General features: G+C 69.8%; 22 protein-coding genes. 8 read left to right on the top strand and 14 right to left on the bottom strand.

The features are described from left to right. Window positions 1-17: 17 nt before the first annotated feature. From AC5DRG_RS14475 to ctaC, 4 genes are all read right to left on the bottom strand, one after another. On the bottom strand, window positions 18-1,373 hold the full coding sequence (locus AC5DRG_RS14475) for a L,D-transpeptidase (protein ID WP_491810873.1): 1,356 nt from the start codon (window positions 1,371-1,373) through the stop codon (window positions 18-20). Window positions 1,374-1,503: 130 nt separating this feature from the next. Further along, window positions 1,504-1,902: a cytochrome c oxidase subunit 4 gene (locus AC5DRG_RS14480; RefSeq protein WP_491810875.1), complete on the bottom strand. Its 399-nt coding sequence runs from the start codon at window positions 1,900-1,902 to the stop codon at window positions 1,504-1,506. Beyond that, window positions 1,899-3,635 carry an aa3-type cytochrome oxidase subunit I gene (gene ctaD, locus AC5DRG_RS14485; protein WP_491810877.1) on the bottom strand — a complete coding sequence of 579 codons (1,737 nt, stop codon included), beginning with the start codon at window positions 3,633-3,635 and terminating at the stop codon, window positions 1,899-1,901. Before ctaD ends, AC5DRG_RS14480 begins: the two co-directional genes overlap by 4 nt. Continuing rightward, the gene (ctaC, locus tag AC5DRG_RS14490) at window positions 3,632-4,591 is read right to left on the bottom strand and encodes an aa3-type cytochrome oxidase subunit II (protein WP_491810879.1); all 960 of its coding nucleotides are present in this window, start codon (window positions 4,589-4,591) and stop codon (window positions 3,632-3,634) included. The genes ctaD and ctaC overlap by 4 nt, the downstream gene beginning before the upstream one ends. 286 nt (window positions 4,592-4,877) lie before the next feature. Between ctaC and AC5DRG_RS14495 the strand changes: the two genes are divergently transcribed. After that, window positions 4,878-6,254: a cysteine desulfurase/sulfurtransferase TusA family protein gene (locus AC5DRG_RS14495; RefSeq protein WP_491810880.1), complete on the top strand. Its 1,377-nt coding sequence runs from the start codon at window positions 4,878-4,880 to the stop codon at window positions 6,252-6,254. Between the two features lie 84 nt (window positions 6,255-6,338). On the opposite strand, the gene AC5DRG_RS14500 is transcribed toward AC5DRG_RS14495, so the two are convergent. Then, on the bottom strand, window positions 6,339-7,313 hold the full coding sequence (locus tag AC5DRG_RS14500) for a carbohydrate kinase family protein (protein ID WP_491810882.1): 975 nt from the start codon (window positions 7,311-7,313) through the stop codon (window positions 6,339-6,341). A gap of 139 nt (window positions 7,314-7,452) precedes the next feature. Between AC5DRG_RS14500 and AC5DRG_RS14505 the strand changes: the two genes are divergently transcribed. Together AC5DRG_RS14505 and AC5DRG_RS14510 are read left to right on the top strand one after the other, a co-directional pair. Next, on the top strand, window positions 7,453-7,662 hold the full coding sequence (locus AC5DRG_RS14505; protein WP_491810884.1) for a hypothetical protein: 210 nt from the start codon (window positions 7,453-7,455) through the stop codon (window positions 7,660-7,662). 145 nt (window positions 7,663-7,807) lie between these two features. Continuing rightward, window positions 7,808-9,676 (top strand): hypothetical protein, encoded by a 1,869-nt coding sequence (locus AC5DRG_RS14510; protein WP_491810886.1) that lies wholly within the window; start codon window positions 7,808-7,810, stop codon window positions 9,674-9,676. 87 nt (window positions 9,677-9,763) lie between these two features. Here AC5DRG_RS14510 and erpA read toward each other — a convergent pair whose 3' ends face one another. After that, window positions 9,764-10,120, bottom strand: coding sequence for an iron-sulfur cluster insertion protein ErpA (erpA, locus tag AC5DRG_RS14515; protein WP_491810888.1), 357 nt, complete (start codon window positions 10,118-10,120; stop codon window positions 9,764-9,766). Window positions 10,121-10,404: 284 nt separating this feature from the next. Here erpA and nadA point away from each other — a divergent pair, with 284 nt between their 5' ends. Next, a complete protein-coding gene (nadA, locus tag AC5DRG_RS14520; RefSeq protein ID WP_491810890.1) occupies window positions 10,405-11,589 on the top strand; it encodes a quinolinate synthase NadA in 1,185 nt (394 codons plus the stop codon). 16 nt (window positions 11,590-11,605) lie between these two features. On the opposite strand, the gene AC5DRG_RS14525 is transcribed toward nadA, so the two are convergent. The 6 genes from AC5DRG_RS14525 to AC5DRG_RS14550 all read right to left on the bottom strand — a co-directional run bounded on the left by AC5DRG_RS14525 (window position 11,606) and on the right by AC5DRG_RS14550 (window position 20,402). After that, complete coding sequence (locus AC5DRG_RS14525) at window positions 11,606-13,861, bottom strand: protein kinase domain-containing protein (RefSeq protein WP_491810891.1); 2,256 nt, start codon at window positions 13,859-13,861, stop codon at window positions 11,606-11,608. Window positions 13,862-13,979: 118 nt separating this feature from the next. After that, complete coding sequence (locus AC5DRG_RS14530) at window positions 13,980-16,907, bottom strand: efflux RND transporter permease subunit (protein ID WP_491810893.1); 2,928 nt, start codon at window positions 16,905-16,907, stop codon at window positions 13,980-13,982. Window positions 16,908-17,196: 289 nt separating this feature from the next. Then, window positions 17,197-17,880, bottom strand: a complete 684-nt coding sequence (locus AC5DRG_RS14535; RefSeq protein WP_491810896.1) for a response regulator — start codon at window positions 17,878-17,880, stop codon at window positions 17,197-17,199. Beyond that, complete coding sequence (locus AC5DRG_RS14540; protein ID WP_491810898.1) at window positions 17,877-19,100, bottom strand: sensor histidine kinase; 1,224 nt, start codon at window positions 19,098-19,100, stop codon at window positions 17,877-17,879. The genes AC5DRG_RS14535 and AC5DRG_RS14540 overlap by 4 nt, the downstream gene beginning before the upstream one ends. 198 nt (window positions 19,101-19,298) lie before the next feature. Continuing rightward, complete coding sequence (pspAA, locus tag AC5DRG_RS14545) at window positions 19,299-19,577, bottom strand: PspA-associated protein PspAA (protein ID WP_491810899.1); 279 nt, start codon at window positions 19,575-19,577, stop codon at window positions 19,299-19,301. A 21-nt stretch (window positions 19,578-19,598) separates the two neighbouring features. Then, complete coding sequence (locus AC5DRG_RS14550) at window positions 19,599-20,402, bottom strand: PspA/IM30 family protein (protein ID WP_491810901.1); 804 nt, start codon at window positions 20,400-20,402, stop codon at window positions 19,599-19,601. A gap of 223 nt (window positions 20,403-20,625) precedes the next feature. Between AC5DRG_RS14550 and AC5DRG_RS14555 the strand changes: the two genes are divergently transcribed. Both AC5DRG_RS14555 and AC5DRG_RS14560 read left to right on the top strand, forming a co-directional pair. Next, the gene (locus AC5DRG_RS14555) at window positions 20,626-21,297 is read left to right on the top strand and encodes a DUF3043 domain-containing protein (protein WP_491810903.1); all 672 of its coding nucleotides are present in this window, start codon (window positions 20,626-20,628) and stop codon (window positions 21,295-21,297) included. An 83-nt stretch (window positions 21,298-21,380) separates the two neighbouring features. Beyond that, window positions 21,381-22,082: a class I SAM-dependent methyltransferase gene (locus AC5DRG_RS14560; protein ID WP_491810905.1), complete on the top strand. Its 702-nt coding sequence runs from the start codon at window positions 21,381-21,383 to the stop codon at window positions 22,080-22,082. 105 nt (window positions 22,083-22,187) lie between these two features. Here AC5DRG_RS14560 and AC5DRG_RS14565 read toward each other — a convergent pair whose 3' ends face one another. Continuing rightward, on the bottom strand, window positions 22,188-22,418 hold the full coding sequence (locus AC5DRG_RS14565; protein ID WP_491810907.1) for a hypothetical protein: 231 nt from the start codon (window positions 22,416-22,418) through the stop codon (window positions 22,188-22,190). Between the two features lie 113 nt (window positions 22,419-22,531). On the opposite strand from AC5DRG_RS14565, the gene AC5DRG_RS14570 reads away from it, so the two are divergent. After that, on the top strand, window positions 22,532-23,734 hold the full coding sequence (locus AC5DRG_RS14570) for a bifunctional adenosylcobinamide kinase/adenosylcobinamide-phosphate guanylyltransferase (RefSeq protein ID WP_491810909.1): 1,203 nt from the start codon (window positions 22,532-22,534) through the stop codon (window positions 23,732-23,734). Between the two features lie 22 nt (window positions 23,735-23,756). Here the strand turns inward: AC5DRG_RS14570 and AC5DRG_RS14575 are convergent, their stop codons facing one another. Next, window positions 23,757-24,332, bottom strand: a complete 576-nt coding sequence (locus AC5DRG_RS14575; RefSeq protein WP_491810911.1) for a methyltransferase domain-containing protein — start codon at window positions 24,330-24,332, stop codon at window positions 23,757-23,759. A gap of 138 nt (window positions 24,333-24,470) precedes the next feature. Between AC5DRG_RS14575 and cobT the strand changes: the two genes are divergently transcribed. Further along, window positions 24,471-25,580, top strand: a complete 1,110-nt coding sequence (gene cobT / locus AC5DRG_RS14580) for a nicotinate-nucleotide--dimethylbenzimidazole phosphoribosyltransferase (protein ID WP_491810912.1) — start codon at window positions 24,471-24,473, stop codon at window positions 25,578-25,580. Window positions 25,581-25,626 lie beyond the last annotated feature (46 nt).

Raw genomic sequence — 25,626 nt, forward strand, 5'->3', positions numbered from 1 at the left:
GCTCGGTTCGGCTCGGTCTAGACGCTCTCGGGGCGTAGGCGGGCCACCTGTTCCGGGCTTGGGGCCTCCGGGGTGCCGCCTACCAGGGCGCTGCCCTTGCGCCAGTTCTTCCAGTCGAGGTTCCAGTCGCCGAAGCCGTTGCCGAACGACTCCATCGTGTTGCCGTACGAGTTGATGACCTTGACCACATCGCCCGCGCGCACGGTGTCGTAGAACCACTCGGCGTTGCTGGTGCTCATGCCGGTGCAGCCGTGGCTGACGTTCGCGTAGCCCTGGGAGCCGGTGGACCAGGGAGCGGCGTGTACGTACTCGCCGCTCCAGGTCACGCGGGTCGCGTAGTAGACGGGCAGGTCGTACGACTCCGCGGAGCCCTCGGCGATGCCGATGCTGGTGCCGCGCATACGTACGAAGTACTCCTTGCCCAGTACGACCTTGACGCCGTTGCGGGTCTCGAAGCCGGCCTTGCCCGTGGTGACGGGGATCTTCTTGAGCTCCTTGCCGTTCCGGTAGACCGTCATCGAGTGTGACGAGGCGTCGGTGACGGCGATGACGCTGTCGCCGATGGTGAGCTTGAGCGGCTTCGCCTTGCCGCCCCAGAGGCGGTCGCTGATCTTGACGCCTTCCAGGTTGCTGTGCGCCTGGACGGTGGCGTGGGTGGGCCAGTACTCCTTGGGGCGGTAGTGGAGTTCCTTGTCGTCCACCCAGTGCCAGGCGCCCGCCACGGCGGGCGTGGAGTCCACCTTGAGGGCGCGCTCGACCACGGCCCGCTGTGCCTCGTCCTTGACGGCCTGGCTCAGTTTGGCGGTGATGGGCTGGCCGACGCCGTACTTGCCCGCGTCGGGCCCGAACTTCACGGTCAGGCGCTTCTTGGTGGTGGGCTTGCTGGTGTCGAAGGCGAGGACCTTGCGACCGGGTGCCCCGTCCTCGTCCTCGGTGCTCACCCGCAGCGTGTAGTGGGCGTTGGCGGCGAGCGGCGAGGTGCTGTGCCAGCGGGAGCCGTCGGCGGAGAGTTCGCCCACCACGTAGCGTCCTGTGGCGTCTATGGCCGTGACGTCCGTGATGCGCCCGTCGGAGTCCTCGGCGGTGACCTCCAAGGGCTTGTCGGGGTCGGCCTTCTTCCCGCCGTCCGAGGGGCCGTTGAAGGAGATCTGGTCGGCCGCGTCGTACGGCTCGGCCGACAGGGGATGGCCGTCCGAGCCGCAGGCGGTGACGCCCGCGCCGAGGGCGACCACCAGCAACGTGCAGCTGACGACGGTGCGGGTGCGCGGGCGTGGCGGTGTCGAGAGGGCGAGCGCGCGGAGGCCCGAAGGGCTGAGCACGGTCGCCCTCTCGACACCGGCTTTTGCGCCCCGAAAGAACACTGATTGGCTCATGCGTTCACGCTATGGAGGGTCGTCAGCGGCGGCGCGGTGGGTAACTCGGACGAGGGACGATCCGTAGGCCAAAAGCAGGAACCCGGACCCTCCTGACGGAGTGTCCGGGTTCCGGAGCGCTCAGCGCGTGTTACTGGGTGCGGTTCTCGCCGCGGTAGTACTCGAAGACCCAGCCCCACAGGCCGATCAGCATCAGCGGCAGCGAGAAGTACAGCAGCCACCAGCCGATCGCGACCGACAGGAAGGCGAGCGCGCCGCCGAAGGCCAGCGAGAGCGGCTGCCAGCTGTGCGGGCTGAAGAACCCGACCTCGCCGGCGTCGTCCGCGACGTCCGCCTCCTTGTTGTCCTGGGCGCCCGCGTCGACCCGCCGGGCCGTGAAGCCCAGGTAGAAGCCGATCATGATGCTCAGGGCGAAGGAGAGGAAGAGGGCCGTGGTACCGGCAGGCTCCTTCGACCACACGCCATAGACGACCGCCATGGCGAGGAGGAAGACGCTCAGCCACATGAACATCTTGCCCTGGATCTTCACTTGCCGGCCTCCTTGCTACCAGCCAGTGCCGCAGCGCCGTGACCGGTGTTCTCCAGCTGGTCGAGCGCGGCGATCTCCGGGTGGTGCAGGTCGAACGCCGGGGATTCGCTGCGGATCCGCGGCAGGGTGAGGAAGTTGTGCCGCGGGGGCGGGCACGAGGTCGCCCACTCCAGCGAGCGGCCGTAGCCCCAGGGGTCGTCGACCTCGACCTTCTTGCCGTACTTGGCCGTCTTCCAGACGTTGTAGAAGAACGGCAGGATCGACAGGCCGAGCAGGAAGGAGCTGATCGTCGAGATCGTGTTCAGGGCGGTGAAGCCGTCGGCCGCGAGGTAGTCCGCGTAACGACGGGGCATGCCCTCGGCACCCAGCCAGTGCTGGACCAGGAAGGTGCCGTGGAAGCCGATGAACAGCGTCCAGAAGGTGATCTTGCCGAGGCGCTCGTCGAGCATCTTGCCGGTCATCTTCGGCCACCAGAAGTGGAAGCCGGAGAACATCGCGAAGACGACGGTGCCGAACACGACGTAGTGGAAGTGCGCCACCACGAAGTACGAGTCGGAGACGTGGAAGTCCATCGGCGGCGAGGCCAGGATGACACCGGTCAGACCACCGAAGGTGAAGGTGATGAGGAAGCCGGTGGCCCAGAGCATCGGGGTCTCGAAGGACAGGGAGCCCTTCCACATGGTGCCGATCCAGTTGAAGAACTTCACGCCGGTCGGCACGGCGATGAGGAACGTCATGAAGGAGAAGAACGGCAGCAGCACGCCGCCGGTGACGTACATGTGGTGGGCCCACACGGTCACGGACAGGCCGGCGATGGAGACGGTCGCGGCGATCAGGCCCATGTAGCCGAACATCGGCTTGCGGGAGAAGACCGGGATGACCTCGGAGATGATGCCGAAGAACGGCAGCGCGATGATGTACACCTCGGGATGGCCGAAGAACCAGAAGAGGTGCTGCCACAGCAGCGCGCCGCCGTTGGCCGCGTCGAAGACGTGCGCCCCGAACTTCCGGTCGGCCTCCAGGGCGAACAGCGCGGCGGCCAGGACGGGGAAGGCGAGCAGGACCAGGACGGCGGTCAGCAGCACGTTCCACACGAAGATCGGCATGCGGAACATGGTCATGCCCGGAGCGCGCATGCAGATGATGGTGGTGATGAAGTTGACCGCGCCCAGGATGGTGCCGAAGCCGGAGAAGGCCAGGCCCATGATCCACAGGTCGGCGCCGATGCCCGGGGAGCGGACCGCGTCGGAGAGCGGGGAGTAGGCGAACCAGCCGAAGTCGGCCGCGCCCTGCGGGGTGAGGAAGCCGCCGACCGCGATGGTCGAGCCGAACAGGTACAGCCAGTAGGCGAACATGTTCAGCCGGGGGAAGGCCACGTCCGGTGCGCCGATCTGCAGCGGCATGATCCAGTTCGTGAAGCCGGCGAACAGCGGCGTCGCGAACATCAGCAGCATGATCGTGCCGTGCATCGTGAACGCCTGGTTGAACTGCTCGTTCGACATGATCTGCAGACCCGGCCGGGCCAGCTCGGCGCGCATGAACAGCGCCATCACGCCACCGATGCAGAAGAACGCGAACGACGTGACCAGATACAGCGTGCCGATCGTCTTGTGGTCAGTGGTCGTCAGCCACTTGATGACCACGTTGCCGGGCTGCTTGCGCCTTACCGGCAGCTCGTCCGCGTAGTGGGACTCCGCCGCCGCGGCACCCTGGGGTTCGTTGAGGATGCTCACAGGTTGTTCGTCTCCCGGTTCTTCTCGTGGCTCGTCTGCGCGATGCCGGCGGGAACGTAACCGGTCTGCCCCTTCTTCGCGAGGTCCTTGAGGTGCTGCTCGTAGCGCTCGGGGGAGACGACCTTCACGTTGAACAGCATCCGGGAGTGGTCGACGCCGCAGAGCTCGGCGCACTTGCCGAGGAAGGTGCCCTCCTTGTTGGGGGTCACCTGGAAGGAGTTGGTGTGCCCCGGGATGACGTCCATCTTCATCAGGAACGGCACCACCCAGAAGGAGTGGATGACGTCACGCGAGGTGAGGATGAAGCGGACCGTCTTGCCCTTGGGGAGCCAGAGGGTCGGACCCGGGTTGTTGGTCTGCGGGTTCCTCGTGCCGGGCGTGCCGACGTCGTAGACACCGCCTGCGTTCGCCGGGAACTGGTTCTTGAACCGGTCCGGAATGGCGTCCAGGTTCGCGTCGGTCGCCGCGTCACCGGTGGAACCGTCGACGTTCTCGATGTAGTTGAAGCCCCAGCTCCACTGGTAGCCGACCACGTTGACCGTGACGTCGGGCTTCTTGTCGAGGCTGAGGAGCTTCGACTCGTCGCGGGCCGTGAAGTAGAAGAGCACCGAGACGATGACCAGCGGGACCACCGTGTACAGCGTCTCGATCGGCATGTTGTACCGAGTCTGCGGAGGAACCTCGACCTTGGTGCGGCTGCGCCGATGGAAGATTGCACTCCACACGATCAGGCCCCACACCAGCACGCCAACGGCGAGCGCGGCAGCCCACGAGCCCTGCCACAGGGAGAGGATCCGCGGAGCCTCTTCCGTGGTCGGGGTCGGCATACCAAGGCGGGGGAAGTCCTTGTATGTGCAACCGGTGGCGGTCGCCAGGACCAGGCCCGCAGTCAGTGCCTGCAGCAGCTTCCGCCGCATCGGGCGCCGCGGCGAGCGGTCGGAGCCGTTGGGACTCACGTAGCGCCTTCCCGAGAGTCTCGCCCGCGCGGATTGGCTGCGGCCTGCCTCACTCGGTGGTCGGTCGCCGCCCTGCGTCGGGCAGGGGTTTGGATGTTTATGCGGACCAAACCCTAGCCGACGCCCTCCGGGGGTTCGCGGGGAGGGTGGCATACGCGTCGCGGGTCACCCTGATGGGGTGGGTTCAGGGCCTAATAGCTCGGGTCTGCGGCTTTGTTGGCGGGTGCGGGTGCGTTGTGGTTTCTCGCGCAGTTCCCCGCGCCCCTAAAGGCCTTAGCGTTGCCGTGTGTCCTACTTTGATGCCGCTTCCTCCGCTCCCCTTCATCCCGTTGCCCGGCAGGCTCTGTTGGCCTCGCTCGATGAGGGGTGGGCCGATCCCGCACGTTTGTACAAGGAGGGGCGGCGGGCCCGGATGTTGCTGGACGCGGCGCGGGAGGCGGCCGCCGAGGCGGTGGGGTGTCGACCGGACGAGTTGGTGTTCACCTCCTCCGGGACTCGGGCCGTGCACGCCGGGATCGCGGGTGCGCTGGCCGGTCGTCGGCGGGTTGGGCGTCACCTGATCGTGTCCGCTGTCGAACACTCCTCGGTGCTCCATTCCGCCGATGCGCACGAGGCCGAGGGTGGCGAGGTCACCCAGGTCGCGGTGGACCGTGCGGGGGCGGTGACTGCGGAGTCGTACGCCGCCGCCCTGCGGCCCGAAACCGCGCTGGCCTGTCTTCAGTCGGCCAACCACGAGGTGGGGACCGAGCAGCCGGTGGCCGAAGTGGCCGAGGTCTGCCGGGAGGCCGGGGTGCCGTTGCTGGTGGATGCCGCTCAGTCGTTGGGGTGGGGGCGGGTGGCGGGTGGGTGGTCGTTGTTGACGGCGAGTGCCCATAAGTGGGGCGGACCGTCGGGGGTGGGGCTGCTCGTCGTGCGGAAAGGGGTGCGGTTCGCTGCCCAAGGGCCCGTGGACGAGCGGGAGTCGGGGCGGGCCGCCGGGTTCGAGAACATCCCGGCGATCGTGGCCGCGGCGGCGTCGCTGCGGGCGGTACGGGCCGAGGCGGCTCAGGAGGCGGTACGGCTGCGGGAGCTGACGGAGCGGATCCGGGACCGGGTGCCGCGGCTGGTGCCGGATGTGGAGGTGGTGGGCGATCCGGAACGACGGCTCCCGGGGATCGTCACCTTCTCCTGTCTCTATGTCGATGGAGAGACACTGCTGCACGAACTCGACCGCGCCAGTTTCTCCGTATCGTCCGGATCATCCTGTACGAGCAGCACACTGACGCCCAGCCATGTGCTGAAGGCGATGGGGGTGCTGAGCGAGGGAAACGTGCGGGTGTCGTTGCCCATGGGGACCCCGGCCGAGGATGTCGACCGGTTCCTGGAGGTACTGCCGGGGGTGGTGGCCAGGGTGCGGGAGACGCTGGGAGCGCCCGCACCGGCGACCGTCGTCCAGGAAGACGTACTGGTCGTCGACGCCCTCGGCAAGCGCTGCCCGATCCCGGTGATCGAACTGGCGAAGGTCATCGGCGACGTCCCGGTGGGCGGCACCGTCAGGGTCCTGTCGGACGACGAGGCGGCCCGCCTGGACATCCCGGCGTGGTGCGAGATGCGGGGCCAGGAGTACGTAGGCGAGGAGGCAGCACAAAGCGGAACGGCATACGTAGTACGCCGGACGACCTGACTGACGTCAGGGGCGCGGGGCTGTGTCGATATGCGGCTACCGCCGCGTGTGCGCGACCAGCCCCCACGCCCCGCGCCCGGCGAACTACCCCAGATGCCCCTGAACCTCGGCCGCGGCGTCATGCCCGTACGCCTTGGTGAACCGGTCCATGAAGTGAGCCCGCCGCAGCTGGTACTCCTGCGTACCCACGGTCTCGATGACGAGAGTCGCCAGCATGCAGCCGACCTGAGCCGCACGCTCAAGCGAGACCCCCCAGGCCAGCCCCGACAGGAACCCCGCCCGGAAGGCGTCGCCGACACCCGTCGGGTCGGCCTTGCGCTCTTCCTCGGCGCAGCCGACCTCGATCGGCTTCTCGCCGACGCTCTCGATGCGTACGCCCTGCGCGCCGAGCGTGGTCACCCGGTGCCCGACCTTGGACAGGATCTCCTCGTCCGACCAGCCGGTCTTGGACTCGATGAGCCCCTTCTCGTACTCGTTCGAGAAGAGATACGTAGCCCCGTCGAGCAGTATGCGGATCTCGTCGCCGTTCATCCGGGCGATCTGCTGCGAGAAGTCGGCGGAGAAGGGGATACCGCGGGACCGGCACTCCTCGGTGTGGCGAAGCATCGCCTCCGGGTCGTCGGCGCCGATCAGCACCAGGTCGAGACCGCCCACGCGGTCCGCGACGGTCTTCAGCTCGATGAGGCGGGCCTCGCTCATCGCGCCCGTGTAGAAGGAGCCGATCTGGTTGTGGTCGGCGTCGGTGGTGCAGACGAAGCGGGCGGTGTGCAGCGTCTCGGAGATACGTACCGAGGCGGTGTCGACGCCGTGCCGGTCCAGCCAGGCCCGGTACTCGTCGAAGTCGGAGCCGGCGGCCCCGACCAGGATCGGCGTGGTGCCGAGCTGGCCCATGCCGAAGGCGATGTTCGCGCCCACCCCACCCCGGCGTACGTCGAGGTTGTCGACCAGGAAGGAGAGCGAGACCGTGTGCAGCTGGTCCGCGACGAGCTGGTCGGCGAAACGGCCGGGGAAGGTCATGAGGTGGTCGGTGGCGATGGAGCCGGTGACTGCGATGCGCACGGCGGGGAATCTCCTGCGGCTGCGGGGAGTGTGCTTTGACAGTTCACGCTACCCGGTCTACGCGCCACCCCTGCAAGCTGCCAAAACTACCCGATAGTAGATCTTTCTTCGCGAGCGTGCCCGTGCCTACGGTGCCGTTATGACGAACCTTGAGGTCCACACCCCCGGTCCGGTCGATCTGGAAGGCGATCTGGAGTCGCTGCACAGCGACTGCGCGCGGATGGCCGCGCACTGGTCCGCTCCCGACCGGATCACTGCCCTTCCGGTCTCTCCGTCACTCATCCACGGCGTGACCGTGCCGGCGCGGTCGGCCCATCTGCTGGACGCCATGTCGGACTACGGAGACTGAAAGAGCGCCCGCAGGGAACCGTGCACTCCCCCGCTGCGTCCCATCGCCGTCCCCTGTAAGGGGGATACGGGATACGACCCACCAGAAGCCCTTCTTGGCAGGGCCGGGTCACCTGGGACAGCAGTGCGTGCGAAGGAGCGATGCGGTGAACACCGAGCGACCCGACAACGACGACGCCGCGGACGAGGCCGCCGGCGCCGACGAGGCCTCGGGCACCACGCGGGACGCCGATGACACCGCAGCCGGCGCTCCGGAGGAGCAGGAAACACCGGAGCAGGTGACGCCGGAGCAGGTATCGCCGGAGGAAGAGACCGAGGCACCCGAGGAGATCGAGCACGCGGAGGAAAGCCCGGCCGGGCAGGAGAGCGCGGTCGGGCAGGAAACCGGGAGCGCGGCAGAGCCCCAGGGCGTCCAGGAACCCGAGGGCGCGGCGGAAACCGAGGCCCCGCAGGAAAACGAGGGCGCGCAGGAGTCCGAGGCCCCGCAGGAAATCGAGAGCGCGCAGGAGTCAGAGGGCGTGCAGGAGTCCCCCCTCGGTCACCCCGGCCGCCGGCGCTCCCCCGTGATCATCGCCTCCGTCGCCGCCGCCGTACTGCTCGTCGGCGGCGGTGGGGCCTTCCTCGCCACCAACGCGTCCAGCGGCTCCGGCGGTCGTACGGGCTCCGGGGCCCCCGGTGGCGACGGCACGCCCTCGCCGCTAGCCCTCGACGGCTACTCCGCCGGCGGCACGAGTGGCATCGCGCCCGGCGAGCCCGACCCGAACGGCGTCACCTACGAGGCTGCCGGCACACTCGCGGACGGCCCCGGCTCGGCGGCCGTGTACTGGGCGAAGGGCGAGGTCAGCAAGGACGAGGTGGTCCGGCTGGCCGAGGCCCTCGGGGTCGACGGGACGCCCGCCGTCCAGGGCGAGGTCTGGCGGATCGGGGGCAAGGACGGTTCGGGGCCCAGTCTCCAGGTGAACACGAAGGCGCCGGGGGCCTGGACCTTCTCCCGGTACGCGCCCGGCACCGACGACTGCCAGAGCACCACCGTGTGCGCGAACGACCCCGCTTCTCCGGCGGTCGATCCCGTGAGCGTGGCGGCGGCGGAGAAGGCGGCCGCGCCGGTCCTCAAGGCGGTGGGCCAGGACGACGCGAAGCTGGACGCGAGCCAGGTCATGGGCGCCCAGCGGGTCGTGAACGCCGCTCCGGTGGTCGGCGGGCTGCCGACCTACGGCTGGTCGACCGGGATCAGTGTCGGCGCCCAGGGCGAAGTGGTCAGCGGCAACGGGCAGTTGAAGGCGCCGGTGGAGGGGGACACGTATCCCGTCCTGAACGCGAAGAAGACGCTGGACCTGCTGAACGCGAACGTGGGCGGTTCCGGGCAGGGCACGCCCGAGCCTCGGATGGGCATCGGGGGGTGCGCCAGTCCCGTACCGCTGAAGGACCGGCTTGAGGCGCCCTGCGGATCGTCGACCACCGTTCCCGAGCAGCAGTCGGTCACGGTCGAGAAGGCGGTGTTCGGGCTGGCCTCGCACACCGTCGAGGCGCGGCAGACGCTGGTGCCGTCCTGGCTGTTCGAGGTGCGGGCCGAGGGTGCCGAGGACAGCTTCACGGTGACGTATCCGGCGATCGAGCCGGAGTACCTGGTCTCGTCCACGCCTTCCGCGGGGACGACGACCGGGCAGCCCAGTCCGGCTCCGACGGGGCCGAGCGACGAGCCGACCTCGGCGCCGACCACGCGTGATGTGAAGGTGGAGGGCTACTCGGCCGACGGGCAGGAGCTGACCGTGAGCTTCACGGGCGGGGTGTGCGCGGACTACGAGGCGTCGGCGAGTGAGACGCCCGACACGGTGACTGTCACGGTGACCGAGACGCCCTGGCCGGACAAGGTCTGCATCCTGATCGCCAAGACCTACCACCAGACCGTGCAGCTGGACGAGGCGCTCGGTGACCGGCAGGTCGTCGGGTCGGACGGCGAGGGGATCTCGAAGGGGACGGCGACCCCGCTGCCGGAGAACTCGGTCGCGCGATAGCCGTCCACACAGACGCGAAGGCGGCGGCCCCGTCGGAGGGGGCCGCCGCCTTCGTCGTACAGCGTGTGGCTCAGCTGAGCGTGTGGCTTAGCTGAAGGAGTCGCCGCAGGCGCAGGAGCCCGTCGCGTTCGGGTTGTCGATCGTGAAGCCCTGCTTCTCGATGGTGTCGACGTAGTCGATGGACGCGCCGCCCAGGTACGGGGCGCTCATGCGGTCGGTGACGACCTTGACGCCGTCGAAGTCCTTGAGGACATCGCCGTCGAGGGAGCGCTCGTCGAAGAAGAGCTGGTAGCGCAGGCCGGAGCAGCCGCCGGGCTGGACGGCGACGCGCAGGGCCAGGTCTTCACGGCCTTCCTGGTCGAGCAGGGCCTTGACCTTCGCCGCGGCGGCGTCGGACAGGATGATGCCGTCGGTGACGGTGCTGGTCTCGTCCGATACGGACATCTACATCTCTCCCGGGTTGTACGGAGACTGCTTGCCGACGTTTGCAACCACCTGGGCCGCGGATTCATTCCGGGCCGGGCAACTTGTCTGTTCGCCTGTTCTTTCATGCTCGCACACCCGCGACGAAGCGAACAGCGGCCCTAGGGCCTCACCGGGATTCATGTCACATCGACGTTATGACCATCGTCAAGGTGACGTGAACCGGGTTATGATAGATAACGTCAGATCGACGAAAAGGCACGTCTTTCATCAGAACAGCCCGCAGAACAGAAAGGGTGCGTGTCGTGACCACCGCCCAAACCCAGGAGCTCGACGTACAGCCGACGCCCCTCGCCCTGTTGCTTCTCGGCCGTGAGGCCGACCCGAGGAGCGAGCGTGGTGTCGAGTGTCCCGGCGACCTGCCCTCGCCGTCCGACCCGAACCTGGTCGAGCGTGCCCGCGTGGCCAAGGAGAAGCTCGGCAGCAAGGTCTTCGTGCTCGGCCACCACTACCAGCGCGACGAGGTCATCCAGTTCGCCGACGTCACGGGCGACTCCTTCAAGCTGGCCCGGGACGCGGCCGCGCGCCCGGAGGCCGAGTACATCGTGTTCTGCGGTGTGCACTTCATGGCGGAGTCGGCGGACATCCTGACGTCCGACGACCAGAAGGTCGTCCTGCCGGACCTGGCGGCCGGCTGCTCCATGGCCGACATGGCCACCGCCGAGCAGGTCGCCGAGTGCTGGGACGTGCTGACCGAGGCCGGGATAGCCGAGCAGGTCGTGCCCGTCTCGTACATGAACTCGTCCGCGGACATCAAGGCGTTCACGGGCAAGCACGGCGGCACGATCTGCACCTCGTCCAACGCCAAGAAGGCCCTTGAGTGGGCCTTCGAACAGGGCGAGAAGGTGCTGTTCCTCCCCGACCAGCACCTCGGCCGCAACACGGCGGTGCGGGACATGGGGATGACGCTGGAGGACTGCGTCCTCTACAACCCGCACAAGCCCAACGGCGGGCTGACCGCCCAGCAGCTGCGGGACGCGAAGATGATCCTGTGGCGCGGCCACTGCTCGGTCCACGGGCGCTTCAGCCTGGAGTCGGTCGAGGACGTGCGCGCACGGATCCCCGGTGTGAACGTCCTGGTGCACCCCGAGTGCAAGAACGAGGTCGTGGCCGCGGCGGACTACGTCGGTTCGACCGAGTACATCATCAAGGCCCTGGAGGCCGCTCCCGCCGGCTCCAAGTGGGCCATCGGCACCGAGCTGAACCTGGTCCGACGGCTCGCGAACCGTTTCGCGCCCGAGGGCAAGGAGATCGTCTTCCTCGACAAGACGGTCTGCTTCTGCTCGACCATGAACCGCATCGACCTCCCCCACCTGGTGTGGACCCTGGAGTCCCTCGCCGAGGGCAACCTGGTCAACCGCATCGAGGTCGACAAGGAGACAGAGGCGTTCGCGAAGCTGGCGCTGGAGCGGATGCTGGCGCTGCCGTAGCCGTCCGCCCCGCTTGTCACCCCGAGGCGGGTTTCTCCTCGGGGTGCGCGGGGTCGAGGCTGAAGACGGTGCCGTCCGGGGTGGCCGCGATCAGCGCGCCGCCGTACGGGAACACCGCGGGCTCGATCGCGTCGCCGTTCGAGACCTGCGCGACCCGCGCGGCCGTCTCCCACAGCAGCGTGCCCTTGCGGGCGTCGAGCGCCGCGACCCGGCCACTGGGGCTGACCGCGTACAGGGTGCGGGACTTGGCGTCGTAGGTGGGCGGGCCCGCGTGCTCGACGCCGGTCCGGGTCGTCCACAGCTGCTCGCCGGTCAGCGGGGACACGGCGCTCACCTGGCCGTCGGCCCCGGTGGTCCACAGGGTGTCGGCGGCCAGCGTCACCGAGCCCGTGTAGGTCTTCGTCAGCTTGGTCGCGGTGCTCGCCCCGGTGTCCGGGTCGACCAGCAGGATCTTGCCGGACGTCCCGTCCTCGGCGGACGCCTTGCCATCGGTTCCCGCCACCAGGACGACCAGCCTGCCGTCGGCGGCACCGAGCAAGAGGCTCTGGAACGGGACCTCGATCCGCCGGACCACCGAGCCGTCGGACTTGTCCAGCCGGAGGATCTCGGCGACCTGCTGATCATCCGTCGACACGCAGTGCGCGTACAGGTCGCTGCCGGCGGCGAGGAAGGTGCAGTACCTGTCGGCGGGCAGTTGCATGGTCCAGCGGTCGGCGCCGGTGCGCGGGGAACGGGCCGTCACCAGCCGGCCGCCGGCGTCGGTCGTCAGGACCAGGTCGCCGGTCAGAGTCAGGTCCACGTTGTCGTCGTTCACCTTGCGGGACCAGAGCTCATCGCCGCTCTCCGTGTCGAGGGCGACCACGCGGGTCGTCGCCTCCAAGGAGTTCTCGTCCTGGTACGCGGCATACCGGACGAGCATCGCGCCGTCCCGCACCCCGAGGAGCGCGAAGTCGTTCCGCCCGCTGTCCGCGCCCTCGGCGGAGGACGCGAGGGAGGAGCGCCAGACGGTGTCGCCGCCACGGGCGTCCAGGCGGACCGGGAGGATGCTGGCGCCCGCACAATAGACGGCGGCTTCGTAGCGTTGGCAGGTGGCGTCACCCCGGTTGCCGTTCTCGTCCCCCAGGGGCTGGACCTCGCCCCACTGGGCCGGCTTGAGCACCGTCGTCTGCCAGGCCTGCCAGCCGGTGGGGAGCGCCGCCCATCGGGAGCCCGGGGCGGCACTCGCCGCTGGGCTGTCCGAGAGCCCGAACTGCACGTACCCCACCGCCCCCAGGCTCAGCGCGCCGACCGTGCCGGCCGCCACCAGCAGTGGTCGCACCCGGCGGCCCCGCGCTCGCCGGGACGGTCCCGGCGAGCGGGTACCCCGGGTGGGCGCCGCCGGGTCGGCGCCGCCGTAGGTCTCCTCAAGAGTCCTCAGGTCGGACAGACGCAGGGTCGTGGTGTCCGGGTCCATGGGGTCGGGCTCGGGCAGCGCCTCGGCGAACTCCTTGGCAAGTACGTCCAGTTGGGGCCGGTCGGCGGCCTCCTTGACCAGGCAGCGCTCCAGGACCGTGCGCAACGGCTGCGGTACGCCGTCCAGTCCGGGCGGCTCGTGGACGACCCGGAAGGCGGTCATGTACGGGCTGTCGGCGTCGAAGGGGCCGCGTCCGGTGGCCGAGAAGACCAGCAGCGCGGCGAGCGAGAAGACGTCCGAGGCGGGTCCGACCTTGCGGGCGTCCGTGAACTGTTCCGGTGACATGAAGGGCGGGGTGCCGATCATCTGGCCGGTCTCGGTGAGGGTCTGGTGGTTCTCGGCGGCGCGGGATATGCCGAAGTCGATGACGCGGGGCCCGTCCTCGGCCATCAGGACGTTGGCGGGCTTGAGGTCCCGGTGGACGACTCCGGCCCGGTGGATGTCCTGCAGCGCCTCGACCAACCCCAGGGCCAGGCGCCGCAGTTCGGTACCCCTGAGGGCGCCGTGGTCGCGGATCCGTTCGGCGAGGGAGCTGCCGGGGACGTACTGGGTCGCCATCCAAGGCCGTACCGCCTCCGGGTCGGCGTCCACCACGGGCGCGGTGAAGGCGCCGCTGACCTTGCGGACGGACTCGATCTCCTGCCGGAAGCGGGCGCGGAAGACCTTGTCCTCCGCGTACTGGGCGTGCACCACCTTGACGGCGACCTCACGGCCCGAGCGCGATCTGCCCCAGTAGACGACACCCATGCCGCCGGCGCCGAGCCGGTCGACCAGCTTGTACCCGCCGACCGATTTCGGGTCGTCCTTGTGCAGTGGCACGACCGGGATCCCCTTCACCGTAAAGCAGTTCGAGCCACAAGATACATAACGCCGAAACGCCGGCGGCCGGGTTCCGGACTGTCGTCGTCCAGAACCCGGCCGCCGTGAGGTCAGGCCGTCACACGCCCGCGGGCTCCGGCTCCTGCACCGGCGTGTCCGTCTTCCCCGCCTTTTTCGCCGCCCGCTTCTTCGCGCGGCGCTCCTTGCGGAGCTCCAGCATCGCGTACAGCGTCGGAACGAGCAGCAGGGTCAGCAGAGTTGACGTGATGAGGCCGCCGATGACGACCACCGCGAGCGGCTGGGCTATGAAGCCGCCCTCGCCCGTGACGCCGAGTGCCATCGGGAGCAGCGCGAAGATCGTCGCCAGTGCCGTCATCAGGATGGGGCGGAGTCGGTGACGGCCGCCCTCCACCACGGCCTCGACGACGCCGTAACCCTGCTTCCTGTACTGGTTGATCAGGTCGATCAGCACGATCGCGTTCGTCACCACGATGCCGATCAGCATCAGCATGCCGATCATCGCGGGGACGCCCATCGGGGTGCCCGTGATGATCAGGAGGCCGATCGCGCCCGTCGCCGCGAACGGGATCGAGACGAGCAGGATCAGCGGCTGGGCGAGCGAGCGGAACGTCGCCACCAGGAGCATGAAGACGATCGCGATCGCCGCCAGCATCGCCAGGCCCAGGTTCTTGAACGCGTCGTCCTGGTCCTGGGAGACACCGCCGATCTCGGCCGTGGCGCCCGCCGGGAGCTTCAGGGCGTCGAGCTTGGACGTGAGGTCCGCGCTCACCGCGCCCGTGTTGTCGCCGGTCGGCTTCGCCGTGATGGTCGCCGCGCGCTGGCCGTCGATGCGGGTCATGGAGACCGGGCCGTCGACGAGCTCCACCGTGGCGATGTCACCGAGCTTCACCGGGCCGAGCTGAAGCGCCTTCAACTGGGCCAGCGTCTCGGCCGGCTCGGCCGACCTGATGACGACGTCGCGCTCGGTGTCGTCCAGGATCGCCTTGGCGGCGGTGGTGCCCTTGACGGCCTGGGTGACGGCCGCGCCGAGGGTCTGGTCGTTGAAACCGGCCGCGGCGGCACGGGAGTTGGCCTTGACCGAGATGCGCGGCACGCTCTGCGCCAGGTCGCTGGTCACGTCCTTGACGTCGTCCAGGTCCGCCACCGCGTCCCGGACCTCCTCGGCGGCCGTGCGCAGCACGTCACCGTCGGCCGCCTTCACGACCACGCTGAGGTCCTGGCTGCCGAAGCCGTCACCGGCCGCGATCGTGGTCGTACCGATGCCGGAGAGCTTGCCGAGGCCCTCCTCGATACGGTCCTGGACGTCGTCGGAGGAGGCCGAGTCCTCCAGCATCACCGAGTACGAGGCGTGGTTGGTGTCGGTGCTGCCGCCGAAGGCGGCCATGAAGCCGGACGAGCCGACCGTCACCTGGTAGTCCTTGATGCCCTTCACGCCGGCGAGCATCTTCTCGACCTTCTTGGCCGACTCATCGGTCGCCGCCAGGCTGGTGCCCGGCTTCAACTCCTGGTTGACGGTGAGGACTTCCTGCTCGCCCTGGTCGAAGAAGTTCGTCTTCAGGAGCGGCGCCATGCCGAAGGTGCCGACCAGGATCACGGCCGCGAGCGCCAGGCTCGTCAGACGGCGCCTGGTGGCGAAGCGCAGGACGGGGACGTAGACGCGCTGGAGCCTGCTCTTCGACTCCTTCTCCTCCGCCAGTCTGCGGGCCTCGTCCGCGTCCTCGGGGGTGCCCTTGGGGGCGCGCAGGAACCAGTACGACAGGACCGGTACGACCGTCAGCGACACCAGGAGCGATGCCAGCAGGGCCGCCGTCACCGTGAGGGAGAACGCGCCGAACAGCTGGCCCACCATGCCGCCGACCAGGCCGATCGGGAGGAAGACGGCGACCGTGGTGAGCGTCGAGGACGTCACCGCGCCCGCGACCTCGCGGACCGCCTTGAGGATGGCCTCCTCGCGCTCCTCGCCGTAGCCGAGGTGGCGCTTGATGTTCTCCAGGACCACGATCGAGTCGTCGACCACCCGGCCGATGGCGATCGTCAGCGCGCCGAGCGTCAGCATGTTGAGGGACAGGTCCCTCGTCCACAGGACGATCAGGGCCAGGACCACAGACAGGGGGATCGAGACCGCGGTGACGAGGGTCGAGCGGATCGACGCCAGGAAGACCAGGATGATCAGGACCGCGAAGAGCAGGCCGAGCGCGCCCTCCGTCGTCAGGCCGTCGATGGACTTCTTGACCGCCGGGCCCTGGTCGCTGACGACCGTGACCGTGGCGCCGGAACCGACGTCCGCCCGCATGTCCGACAGCTTGTCCTGGACCGCGTCGGAGATCGCGACGGCGCTGCCGTCGTTGTCCATGGTGACCATCACGGCGAGGCTCGGCTTGCCGTCCGTGCGCGTGATGGAGTCGGCCGTGGACTGCTCCTGCTCGACCGTGGCCACGTCGGCGAGGCGCACCGGCTTCTTGCCGGTCTCCCCCGTGACCATCAGGTCCTGGATCTGCTGCAGCGAGGTGAAGCCGCCGCCGACCTGGACGGTGCGGTTGTTGCCGCCCTCGTCGAAGGAGCCGGCCGCGACGGTCGCGCCGCCCGCCTGGAGGGCCTGGGCGAGGGCGGCGGAGGTGAGGCCCGCCGACGCGAGCTTATTGTCGTCGGGGGTTACGGTGACCTGGAGGTCGCGCACACCGTCGACGGTGACCTGGCCGACGCCGTCGATGTCCTTCAGGTCCGGTACGACGGTCCGGTCGAGCCGGTCGGCGAGGGCCTGCTGGTCCTGGCCCGAGGTGACGGCGAGCAGGCGATCCGGTTGTGTGACTTTCAGCCGTGTCCTGAGTGGGACGGCGTCGTTGTACGAAGCAGCGGTCAGCCCTCCGAAGCTGATCGACTGAGAAAGCGCCCCGTGCCCAGGAAAGCGACGCGGGGTCCCCGCCCCGCCCGGGTCCACACCGGGCGGAAAGCGTCCGGCGGGGCGGATACCGGAGTCACCGAACCGCCGCGGCCAGCGGCGAGCGAGGCGGCAGGTACTGCACACGATGAGCACCCACGCGGCAGCCAACCGCGCGGGCACCGACTCGGGGCAGGAGTCCAGCCCGCACCACGGGCAGGCCCGAAATCCCAAGTCGGCCCAGGAACACCTCAGCTCGTCAGCGACGCTGAATCTGGACAGCCACAGACTGTGGCATACGCGGCAGGAGCGGGCCACCTCGTACATGCACGTGGGGCCCGCCCTACGCCCTCGGCCGTGCGCGGGGCCGATCCCGCGCCCTCGGTCCAATTCCTTATACGGCGTATACACCAGCCGCAGTACAGGAGGGTCGAGCTCACTCCACCCTCGGGCGTACCAGCCCCGACTCGTACGCGATCACCACGAGCTGGGCCCGGTCCCGGGCGCCCAGCTTGGCCATGGCCCGGTTGACGTGCGTCTTCACCGTCAGCGGGCTGACTTCGAGGCGCTCGGCGATCTCGTCGTTGGAATGGCCGCCGGCGACCTGGACCAGCACCTCGCGCTCCCGCACGGTCAGCGCGTCGAGGCGCTGCGCGCGGGCCGGGTCGCGGTCGTCGTCCAGCGCGCCGCCCTGCGCGAGGAAGCGGGCGATCAGGCCCTTGGTGGCCGCCGGGGACAGCAGCGCCTCGCCGCCGGCCGCGACCCGGATCGCGTTGAGCAGTTCGTCGGGCTCGGAGCCCTTGCCGAGGAAGCCGGAGGCGCCGGCGCGCAGCGACTGCACGACGTAGTCGTCGACCTCGAAGGTCGTCAGGATCACCACCCGGACATGGGCGAGGGTGGCATCGGCACTGATCAGCCGAGTGGCCGCGAGACCGTCCGTGCCCGGCATACGGATGTCCATCAGCACGACGTCCGCACGGTGTTCCTTCGCCAGCCGCACCGCCTCCGCGCCGTCGGACGCCTCGCCCACGACCTCCATGTCCGGCTCCGAGTCGACGAGCACCCGAAACGCGCTGCGCAGGAGTGCCTGGTCGTCGGCGAGCAGGACACGGATCGTCATACGGGGTCCTCCGCGGGGCGGGTACGGGTCTTGACGGGCAGGATCGCATGGACGCGGAAACCGCCGCCGTACCGGGGACCGGTGGTGAGGGTGCCGCGCAGGGCGCTGACCCGCTCGCGCATGCCGAGCAGTCCGTGGCCGCCGCCCGAATCGGGGTCCTCGTCCTCGCCGGAGCCGTTGTCGAGCACGGTGATCTCGACGTTCGGTCCTACCCGTACGACGCTGACCTCGGCCTTCGCCTCCATGCCGGCGTGCTTCTGCACATTGGTCAGGGCCTCCTGGATGACGCGGTAGGCGGCCAGGCCGACGGCGGCGGGCAAGGTGGTGCCGTGGTCGGCGCGGGCGACCTCGACCTGGAGGCCCGCGCTGCGGAAGGTGCCGACGAGTTCGTCGAGGCGGTCCAGGCCGGGGGCCGGTTCGGTCGGGGCCTCGGGGTCGCCGGACTGGCGCAACAGGCCGACGGTGGCGCGGAGTTCGTTGAGCGCGGAGCGGCTGGCCTCCCGTACGTGCGCGAGGGCCTCCTTGGCCTGGTCGGGGCGCTTGTCCATGACGTGGGCGGCGACTCCGGCCTGGACGTTGACCAGGGCGATGTGGTGGGCGACGACGTCGTGCAGGTCGCGGGCGATCCGGAGGCGTTCCTCGGCGACTCGGCGGCGGGCCTCCTCCTCGCGGGTGCGTTCGGCACGGTCGGCGCGTTCGCGTATGGCGTGGACGAAGGCGCGGCGGCTGCGGACCGCGTCGCCGGCCGTGGCCGCCATGCCTGTCCAGGCGAAGATGGCGAGGTTCTCCTGGGCGTACCAGGGGAGGGGGCCGGCGAGCATGGCGGCGCCGGTGAGCACGGTCATCGTGAGCAGGCCCACGCGCCACGTGGTGGGGCGGTCGGTGGAGGCGGCGACCGTGTAGAGCGCGATGACGGCGGACATGGCCACGGGGGCTCGGGGGTCGCCGGTGATGGACTCGATGACGGTGAGGGTGCCGGTGAGGGCGAGGACCGTGATCGGGGCGTTTCGGCGGAAGACGAGGGCGGTGGCGCCGAGGGCCATGAGGATCAGGCTGAGGGCGTTGGGGCCGGTGCGGGCACCCCAGCCGACGCCGTTCTCTCCGTGCGGGTCCACGAAGGAGCCGGCCACCATGCATCCGAGGACGCCCGCCGCGAGGGCCGCGTCCAGCGCGAGGGGGTGAGCTTTCGCTCCGCGGGTTACGCGTTCCAGGGTGCTCACGGTTTTTACAGTACGGGGGGCTTGTGGTGGCCGGAACGGTGCCGGCGGTGCCCCTTGTCCAGGGCGCCGTCCCTGGGGGCTGTGCCCCCAGACCCCCCTTCGGCCCGAAGGGCCTCGTCCTCAAACGCCGGACGGGCTGAGATTGCCTGGACCGGCGCTGAAAGGCGGCAGCCTGCCGGCGCTCGCCCAAGAAATCCCTCAGCCCGGGATCAGACCATCGTCACTCAGCAGGTCCCGGACCTCCTCCAGCGTCGCGTCGGACGCCGGGAGGATCAGTTCCGAGGGTTCCAAGGAGTCGTCCGGCAAAGGGTCGCCCAGTTCTCGGACCTTGGCGAGGAGTGCTTGGAGGGTGCGGCGGAAGCCTGGGCCGTCGCCGTTCTCCATTTCCCGTAGGAGTTCGTCGTCGAGCTTGTCGAGTTCGGTGAGGTGGCTGTCGGCCAGCCTCACCTGCCCCTCCCCCATGATCCGTACGATCATGTCGCCCTCCTCAGGCGTGGGCTACTGCTTGTCGAAGCGTGGCGTGTCCTGGGACTGCTGCTGGGACTGGGACTGCGCCTGGTCCTTGCCGCCCTCGATGGCCTGCTGGCCGGACGACGAACCGCCCGCCAGCTCCGCCTTCATGCGCTGCAGTTCCAGCTCTACATCCGTACCACCGGAGAGCCGGTCCAGCTCGGCCTGGAGGTCGTCCTTGGCCATGCCCGTGGGGTCGTTCAGGGCGCCCGAGGCGAGGAGTTCGTCGATCGCGCCCGCTCGCGCCTGGAGCTGGGCCGTCTTGTCCTCCGCGCGCTGGATCGCCAGGCCCACGTCGCCCATCTCCTCGGAGATGCCGGTGAACGCCTCGCCGATCCGGGTCTGGGCCTGGGCCGCCGTGTACGTGGCCTTGATCGTCTCCTTCTTGGTGCGGAAGGCGTCGACCTTGGCCTGGAGACGCTGGGCCGCCAGGGTGAGCTTCTCCTCCTCGCCTTGGAGGGTCTGGTGCTGGGTCTCCAGATCCGTCACCTGCTGCTGCAGCGCGGCACGGCGGGACAGCGCCTCGCGGGCCAGGTCCTCACGGCCCAGCGCGAGCGCCTTGCGGCCCTGGTCCTCCAGCGTGGTGGACTGCTTGTTCAGCTGGGCCAGCTGCAGTTCCAGGCGCTTGCGGGACGTCGCCACGTCCGCGACGCCGCGGCGCACCTTCTGGAGCAGCTCCAGCTGCTTCTGGTACGAGTAATCGAGGGTTTCGCGCGGGTCCTCGGCCCGGTCAAGGGCCTTGTTCGCCTTCGCGCGGAAGATCATCCCCATACGCTTCATGACACCGCTCATGGGCTTCGCGCGCCCCCTTCTGACGGACTCCAGCTCCAGCGACTGCAACAGAACCCACAGTACGGGCCCTGCATCCATTACCGCACTGTTCGGGGACGGATGCGCTCATCCCCAAGGACGACTGCGTTCGTTCCAGGTCCGGCGTAGGGAGTAGGTGACACCAGTAGGTGACACCCGGGTGATCCCCAGGAAACGCGACGTGACGTCCCTCTCTGTCCCCTACATGACGATCGGTGTTGCCGGATCGTTCCCCACCGGGGTGGGGTCCATGCGCGTGCACCCCGTACCCTTGGGTTTTGTGTTCCGTAGCCGTGCCAAGGATGAGAAGGCAGCCGCCGACAAGTCGTCGCTGACCGACTCCAAGCAGACCCGCGACCCGCAGGCCCCGAAGGGTCGGCCCACGCCCAAGCGCAGTGAGGCCCAGACCCAGCGCCGCAGCGTCGCCAACACGCCGTCGACGCGCAAGGAGGGCGCCAAGCGGCAGCGCGACGAGCGCCGTGCCGCCATGGAGCGGCAGCGCCAGGCGCTGGCGAGCGGCGACGAGCGCTACCTGCCCGCCCGTGACAAGGGGCCGGTCCGCAGGTTCGCCCGTGACTACATCGACTCGCGCTTCAACGTCGCCGAGTTCTTCCTGCCGATGGCCGTGGTCATCCTCGTGCTGAGCATGGTGCGCGTGGGCGCGCTGCAGAGCATCGCGCTGCTGCTGTGGCTCGTCGTGATCGTGCTCATCGTTCTTGATTCGATCAATACGGCGGTCCGGCTGAAGAAGCGGCTGGGCGAGCGCTTCCCCGATCAGAACAAGAAGGGCGCCGTCGCCTACGCCCTGATGCGCTCCCTCCAGATGCGTCGCCTCCGGCTGCCGAAGCCGCAGGTCAAGCGCGGAGAGAAGCCCTGAGCGCGGCTTCCTTCTCCGGGGGTGCGGCGGATGCCTGGCTGAACAAGCTGGGCGGGCTGCGTGATGTCGTACGACAGGAGCTGGTGGCCCGGCAGCTCGACGAGCAGATAGCCGGGCGGTTCCCGGTCGGGCAGCGGCTGCGGGTGCTCGACGTGGGGATGGGACAGGGCACGCAGGCGCTGCGGCTGGCCCGTGCCGGGCATCAGGTCACCGGGGTCGAGCAGGATCCGAAGATGATCTCCGCCTGTCGCGAGGCGCTCGCCGCCGAACCGGAGGGGATCCGGGAGCGGGTGCGGATCGTCCAGGGCGACGGCCGGGACACGGGTGTGCACTTCCTGCCGGGCAGTTTCGACGTCGTGCTGTGTCACGGCGTGCTCATGTACGTCCAGGAGCCAGATCCGCTGCTCGCCGGGCTGGCCCGGATGCTCGCGCCCGGCGGACTGCTGTCCCTCCTGGTGCGGAACGGGGATGCCTTGGCCATGCGGCCGGGCTTGTCCGGGGACTGGGCCGGTGCGCTGGGCGCCTTCGACTCGACCGCCTACCGGAACCGGCTCGGACTCGACGTACGGGCGGACCGGCTGTCCACCCTGACCTCGACGCTCGCCGGGATCGGGGCACCGCTGCACGCCTGGTACGGCGTGCGCGTCTTCACCGACACCGCCGCGGACGAGGCGGAGATCCCGGCCGACCTGGACGCGCTGCTGGCGGTCGAGGAGCGGGCCGGGCGGACGGATCCGTATCGCGGGGTGGCGGCGTTGCTGCACCTGTGCGGGGTGCGGGGCTGAGCCCCGTTTCGTACGACGAGCGAGGCAATGGGATGGAGAAGGGGCGGGCGAGAGCCGTATGGCCCTCGCCCCTGCGGCTGCGCCTGCGGGTCCCAGGAGTCGGTCCTAGGACTCCTTCGACTCCTTGGGCTCCTCGGCGTGCAGGCTCATCGGCCCGTAGATCTCCGTGGAGTCCTCGAACAGCCGCACCTGGTCCGCGCCCCCGGCCAGCAGGTCCTTCCAGTGCTCCCCGAGCCAGGACTCGGCGTCCCCCTGCGTGGTGAACTCCTCGGGCTGCACCGCCGGCTGGACCTCCGTCCCGTCGGCCTTCTCGAACCGCCACGTCCATGCCGCCATGTACGCCTCCAACGTATGAGCACATGCAGAGCAGAAGCCGGATCTTGGTCCGGCTCCTGCCCTGAGCCTAGCCGGACGCGCAAGACCTGCGGCGACACGGGAAAATCGGGTCCGTGGAACTGACTCTGCTCGGCACCGGCGCCCCCGCGGGCCTCCCCCGCCCCAGCTGTCCCTGCGCGGCCTGCGCGACCTCGCTCGGCGTGGACGCGCGGGCTGCCACCGCGCTGCTCGTGGACGGGGCGCTGCTGCTCGACCTCACGCCGGGCGCGGCGCTCGCGGCGGCGCGGGCGGGGCGTTCGCTGGGCGGCGTACGGCAGGTGCTGCTGTCGCATCCGCACAACGGGCCGGCCGTCGAGGTGCCGGCCGGGCTGCCACAGGCCGGACGGGTGCCGGACGGGCGGGAGTTGGCGCTGCTGACGGGGCACCGGGTGCGGGCGCTGGCGATGGACGCGGGCGGTACGGGGTACGCGGTGACCGGGCCGGACGGGCAGCGGTTGCTGTATCTGCCGCCGGGGGGCGCGCCTGCCGGTCTTGAGGAGGAGTCCGTCGAGCGGTACGACATGGTCGTCGCCGATGTCGTGGGGCGGCCCGACGCGCTGGCCCGGCTGCGGGCGGTCGGGGCGATGGGTCCTACGACGGATGTCATCGCCGTACATCTGGATCACGATGTGCCGCCGGGGGTCGAGATGCGGCGGCAGCTCGCCGCGGCAGGGGCGCGGGCCGTGCCTGACGGGACGTCGCTGGTCGTGGGCGCCTACGAGGACGTACCGGATCTGCCGCGGCGGACGCTGGTGCTGGGCGGGGCGCGGTCGGGGAAGTCCGTGGAGGCCGAGCGGCGGCTGGAGGCCTTTCCCGATGTGCTGTATGTGGCGACGGGCGGTTCGCGGAACGGGGACGGGGAGTGGGCGGCGCGGGTCGCGCTGCACCGGGAGCGGCGGCCGGGGTCGTGGCGGACCGTGGAGACGTGCGATCTCGTGCCGTTGCTGGGGGTGGACGGGACGCCGCTGCTCATCGACTGTCTGTCGCTGTGGCTGACCGACGCGATGGACTCCGTCGGGGCCTGGGACGACGCGGTGTGGGCCGATGGCGGTGAGCGGGCCCTGCGGGAGCGGGTACGGGAGTTGACGGCGGCGGTGCGGGCGACTCGGCGGACCGTCGTCCTCGTATCCAACGAGGTGGGGTCCGGGATCGTGCCCGCGAGTGCCTCCGGCCGGCGGTACCGGGATGAGCTCGGACGGCTCAACGCGGCGATCGCGGGTGAGTGCGAGCATGTGCTGCTTGTCGTCGCCGGGCAGGCGATTTCGTTGCGCGGCTAGCTCCGCTGGCCAGGCGGGTCGTTCACTGCGGGTTCGGTGGGGGCTGGTCGCGCAGTTCCCCGCGCCCCTGGCGGGGTGCCGCCTTGCGCGCGATGATCAAGCGCGCGGTCGGGAAGCGGTCGGGGACGCGGGTTCTCACCGTGGTGATCGTGCAGCCCTGGGACTCCAGTGCCGTGCTGACGTCGTCCGACTGTGGATGGGGCGCCTCTACTAGGAGGAGGCCGTCGGGGCGGAGAGCTGTCAGGGCGGCGCCCAGTTCCGCATCGGGATCCGGGGCCGGTGACCTGTGCCGGAGCAGGGTGACTACGTCGTAGCGGCCACGCAGGAGCGACGCGATGTGCGGGTCCGTCAGGTGACCGGTGTACGCCTCCTCGATGCGGTCGGCCTCTTGGGCCCGCGTCACACGGTCCGTGGGGTCCAGGCCGTCGAAGGACGTGTACGGGAAGAACTCCTTCGCCGTTTCCGGGAATTGGCCGTCGCCCGTGCCCACGTCCAGCCAGCTCTCCGGTTCGGGAAGGAGCCGCAGGATCGCGCGGGCCGCGCCGCGGTGGCGGCGTCGCTCGTCGAGGGCGTTGACGCGGGTGCGCAGGGTGGTCATGAGCGGCTCCCGGGGACGTACGACAATGCGGTGCAAAGCGGAACGTATGGGATCGCGATCTTGGGTGCAATGACGTCACGCGCGCGTGGTGGCCCCGGGCCTCCTCCTCGTTGGATCGCTGCCGGTACTGTTCGGCGAATGAGCTCGCTTAATCTCGACGACTTCACCGATCTGATCGAGCGCCCCGACGGTGGTGTACGCCGCGACGCCGAGGCGCGCCGGGAACGTCAGATCGTGCCGCCCGGGTCGCTGGGGCGACTGGACGACCTGGGTGAGTGGCTGGCGGCGGCGCAGGGCGTCGTACCGGTACGGCCGATCGAACGGCCGCGGGTGGTGCTGTTCGCCGGCGACCACGGGATCGCCGAACTCGGGGTCTCGGCCCGGCTCGCCGGCAGCGCCGACCGGTTGGTGCGGGGGGTCCTGGAGGGCGTCAGCCCCGTGTCCGTGCTCGCGCGGCAGCACGGCGTCCCGGTGCGGGTCGTCGACATGGCGCTGGACTGCGAGGCGGACACGCTGCCCGAGGAGGTCGTCAAGCATCGGGTACGGCGGGGCAGTGGACGCATCGACGTCGAGGACGCGCTGACACTTGAGGAGGCCGAGGCCGCGTTTCTCGCGGGCGTCGCCGTGGCCGACGAAGAGGCCGACTCCGGTACCGATCTGGTCGTGCTCGGCGATGTGAGCGTGGGCGGGACCACCGTGGCGGCCGTGCTGGTCGCGGCGCTGTGCGGGACGGACGCGTCCGTCGTCACCGGGCGGGGCGGACAGGCCATCGACGACCTCGCGTGGATGCGGAAGTGCGCCGCGATCCGGGACGCGTTGCGGCGGGCCCGGCCGGTGCTCGGGGATCAGCTGCAGCTGCTGGCGACCGTGGGCGGCGCCGACCTCGCGGCGATCACGGGATTCCTGTTGCAGAGTGCCGTGCGGAAGATGCCGGTGATTCTGGACGGGGTCGTGTCGGCGGCCTGTGCGCTGGTGGGGCAGCGGATCGCGTTCCGGGCGCCGGACTGGTGGCTGGCCGGGCACAACAGCGGGGAGCCCGGCCAGGCGAAGGCGTTGGATCGGATGGCCCTGGAGCCGGTGCTCGACCAGGATGTGTCGGTCGGGGAGGGCGCGGGGGCGCTGCTCGCACTGCCTCTGGTGCAGGCCGCGGCGGCATTGGCGGCGGAACTGCCGGAGAAGACCGAGAAGGTCGAAGAGCCGACCGAGGAACTGGTCGAGGAAGCGGAAGAGCCCGAGACGGAGTTGTGAGGGTAGCCGCGCTGTTGCGGTAGACAAAAGGGACGTTTGCCGCAAC

The sequence above is a fragment of the Streptomyces sp. JLBG701 genome (assembly GCF_058544905.1).

What these genes read in the sequence shown, in the direction of transcription:
- AC5DRG_RS14575 (WP_491810911.1), bottom strand. Translation starts at nt 24,332, where the DNA reads ATGACCACCCTGCGCACCCGCGTCAACGCCCTCGACGAGCGACGCCGC.
- AC5DRG_RS14475 (WP_491810873.1), bottom strand. Translation starts at nt 1,373, where the DNA reads ATGAGCCAATCAGTGTTCTTTCGGGGCGCAAAAGCCGGTGTCGAGAGG.
- AC5DRG_RS14535 (WP_491810896.1), bottom strand. Translation starts at nt 17,880, where the DNA reads ATGACGATCCGTGTCCTGCTCGCCGACGACCAGGCACTCCTGCGCAGC.
- AC5DRG_RS14550 (WP_491810901.1), bottom strand. Translation starts at nt 20,402, where the DNA reads ATGAGCGGTGTCATGAAGCGTATGGGGATGATCTTCCGCGCGAAGGCG.
- AC5DRG_RS14555 (WP_491810903.1), top strand. Translation starts at nt 20,626, where the DNA reads ATGACGATCGGTGTTGCCGGATCGTTCCCCACCGGGGTGGGGTCCATG.
- AC5DRG_RS14505 (WP_491810884.1), top strand. Translation starts at nt 7,453, where the DNA reads ATGACGAACCTTGAGGTCCACACCCCCGGTCCGGTCGATCTGGAAGGC.
- pspAA (WP_491810899.1), bottom strand. Translation starts at nt 19,577, where the DNA reads ATGATCGTACGGATCATGGGGGAGGGGCAGGTGAGGCTGGCCGACAGC.
- AC5DRG_RS14565 (WP_491810907.1), bottom strand. Translation starts at nt 22,418, where the DNA reads ATGGCGGCATGGACGTGGCGGTTCGAGAAGGCCGACGGGACGGAGGTC.
- erpA (WP_491810888.1), bottom strand. Translation starts at nt 10,120, where the DNA reads ATGTCCGTATCGGACGAGACCAGCACCGTCACCGACGGCATCATCCTG.
- cobT (WP_491810912.1), top strand. Translation starts at nt 24,471, where the DNA reads ATGAGCTCGCTTAATCTCGACGACTTCACCGATCTGATCGAGCGCCCC.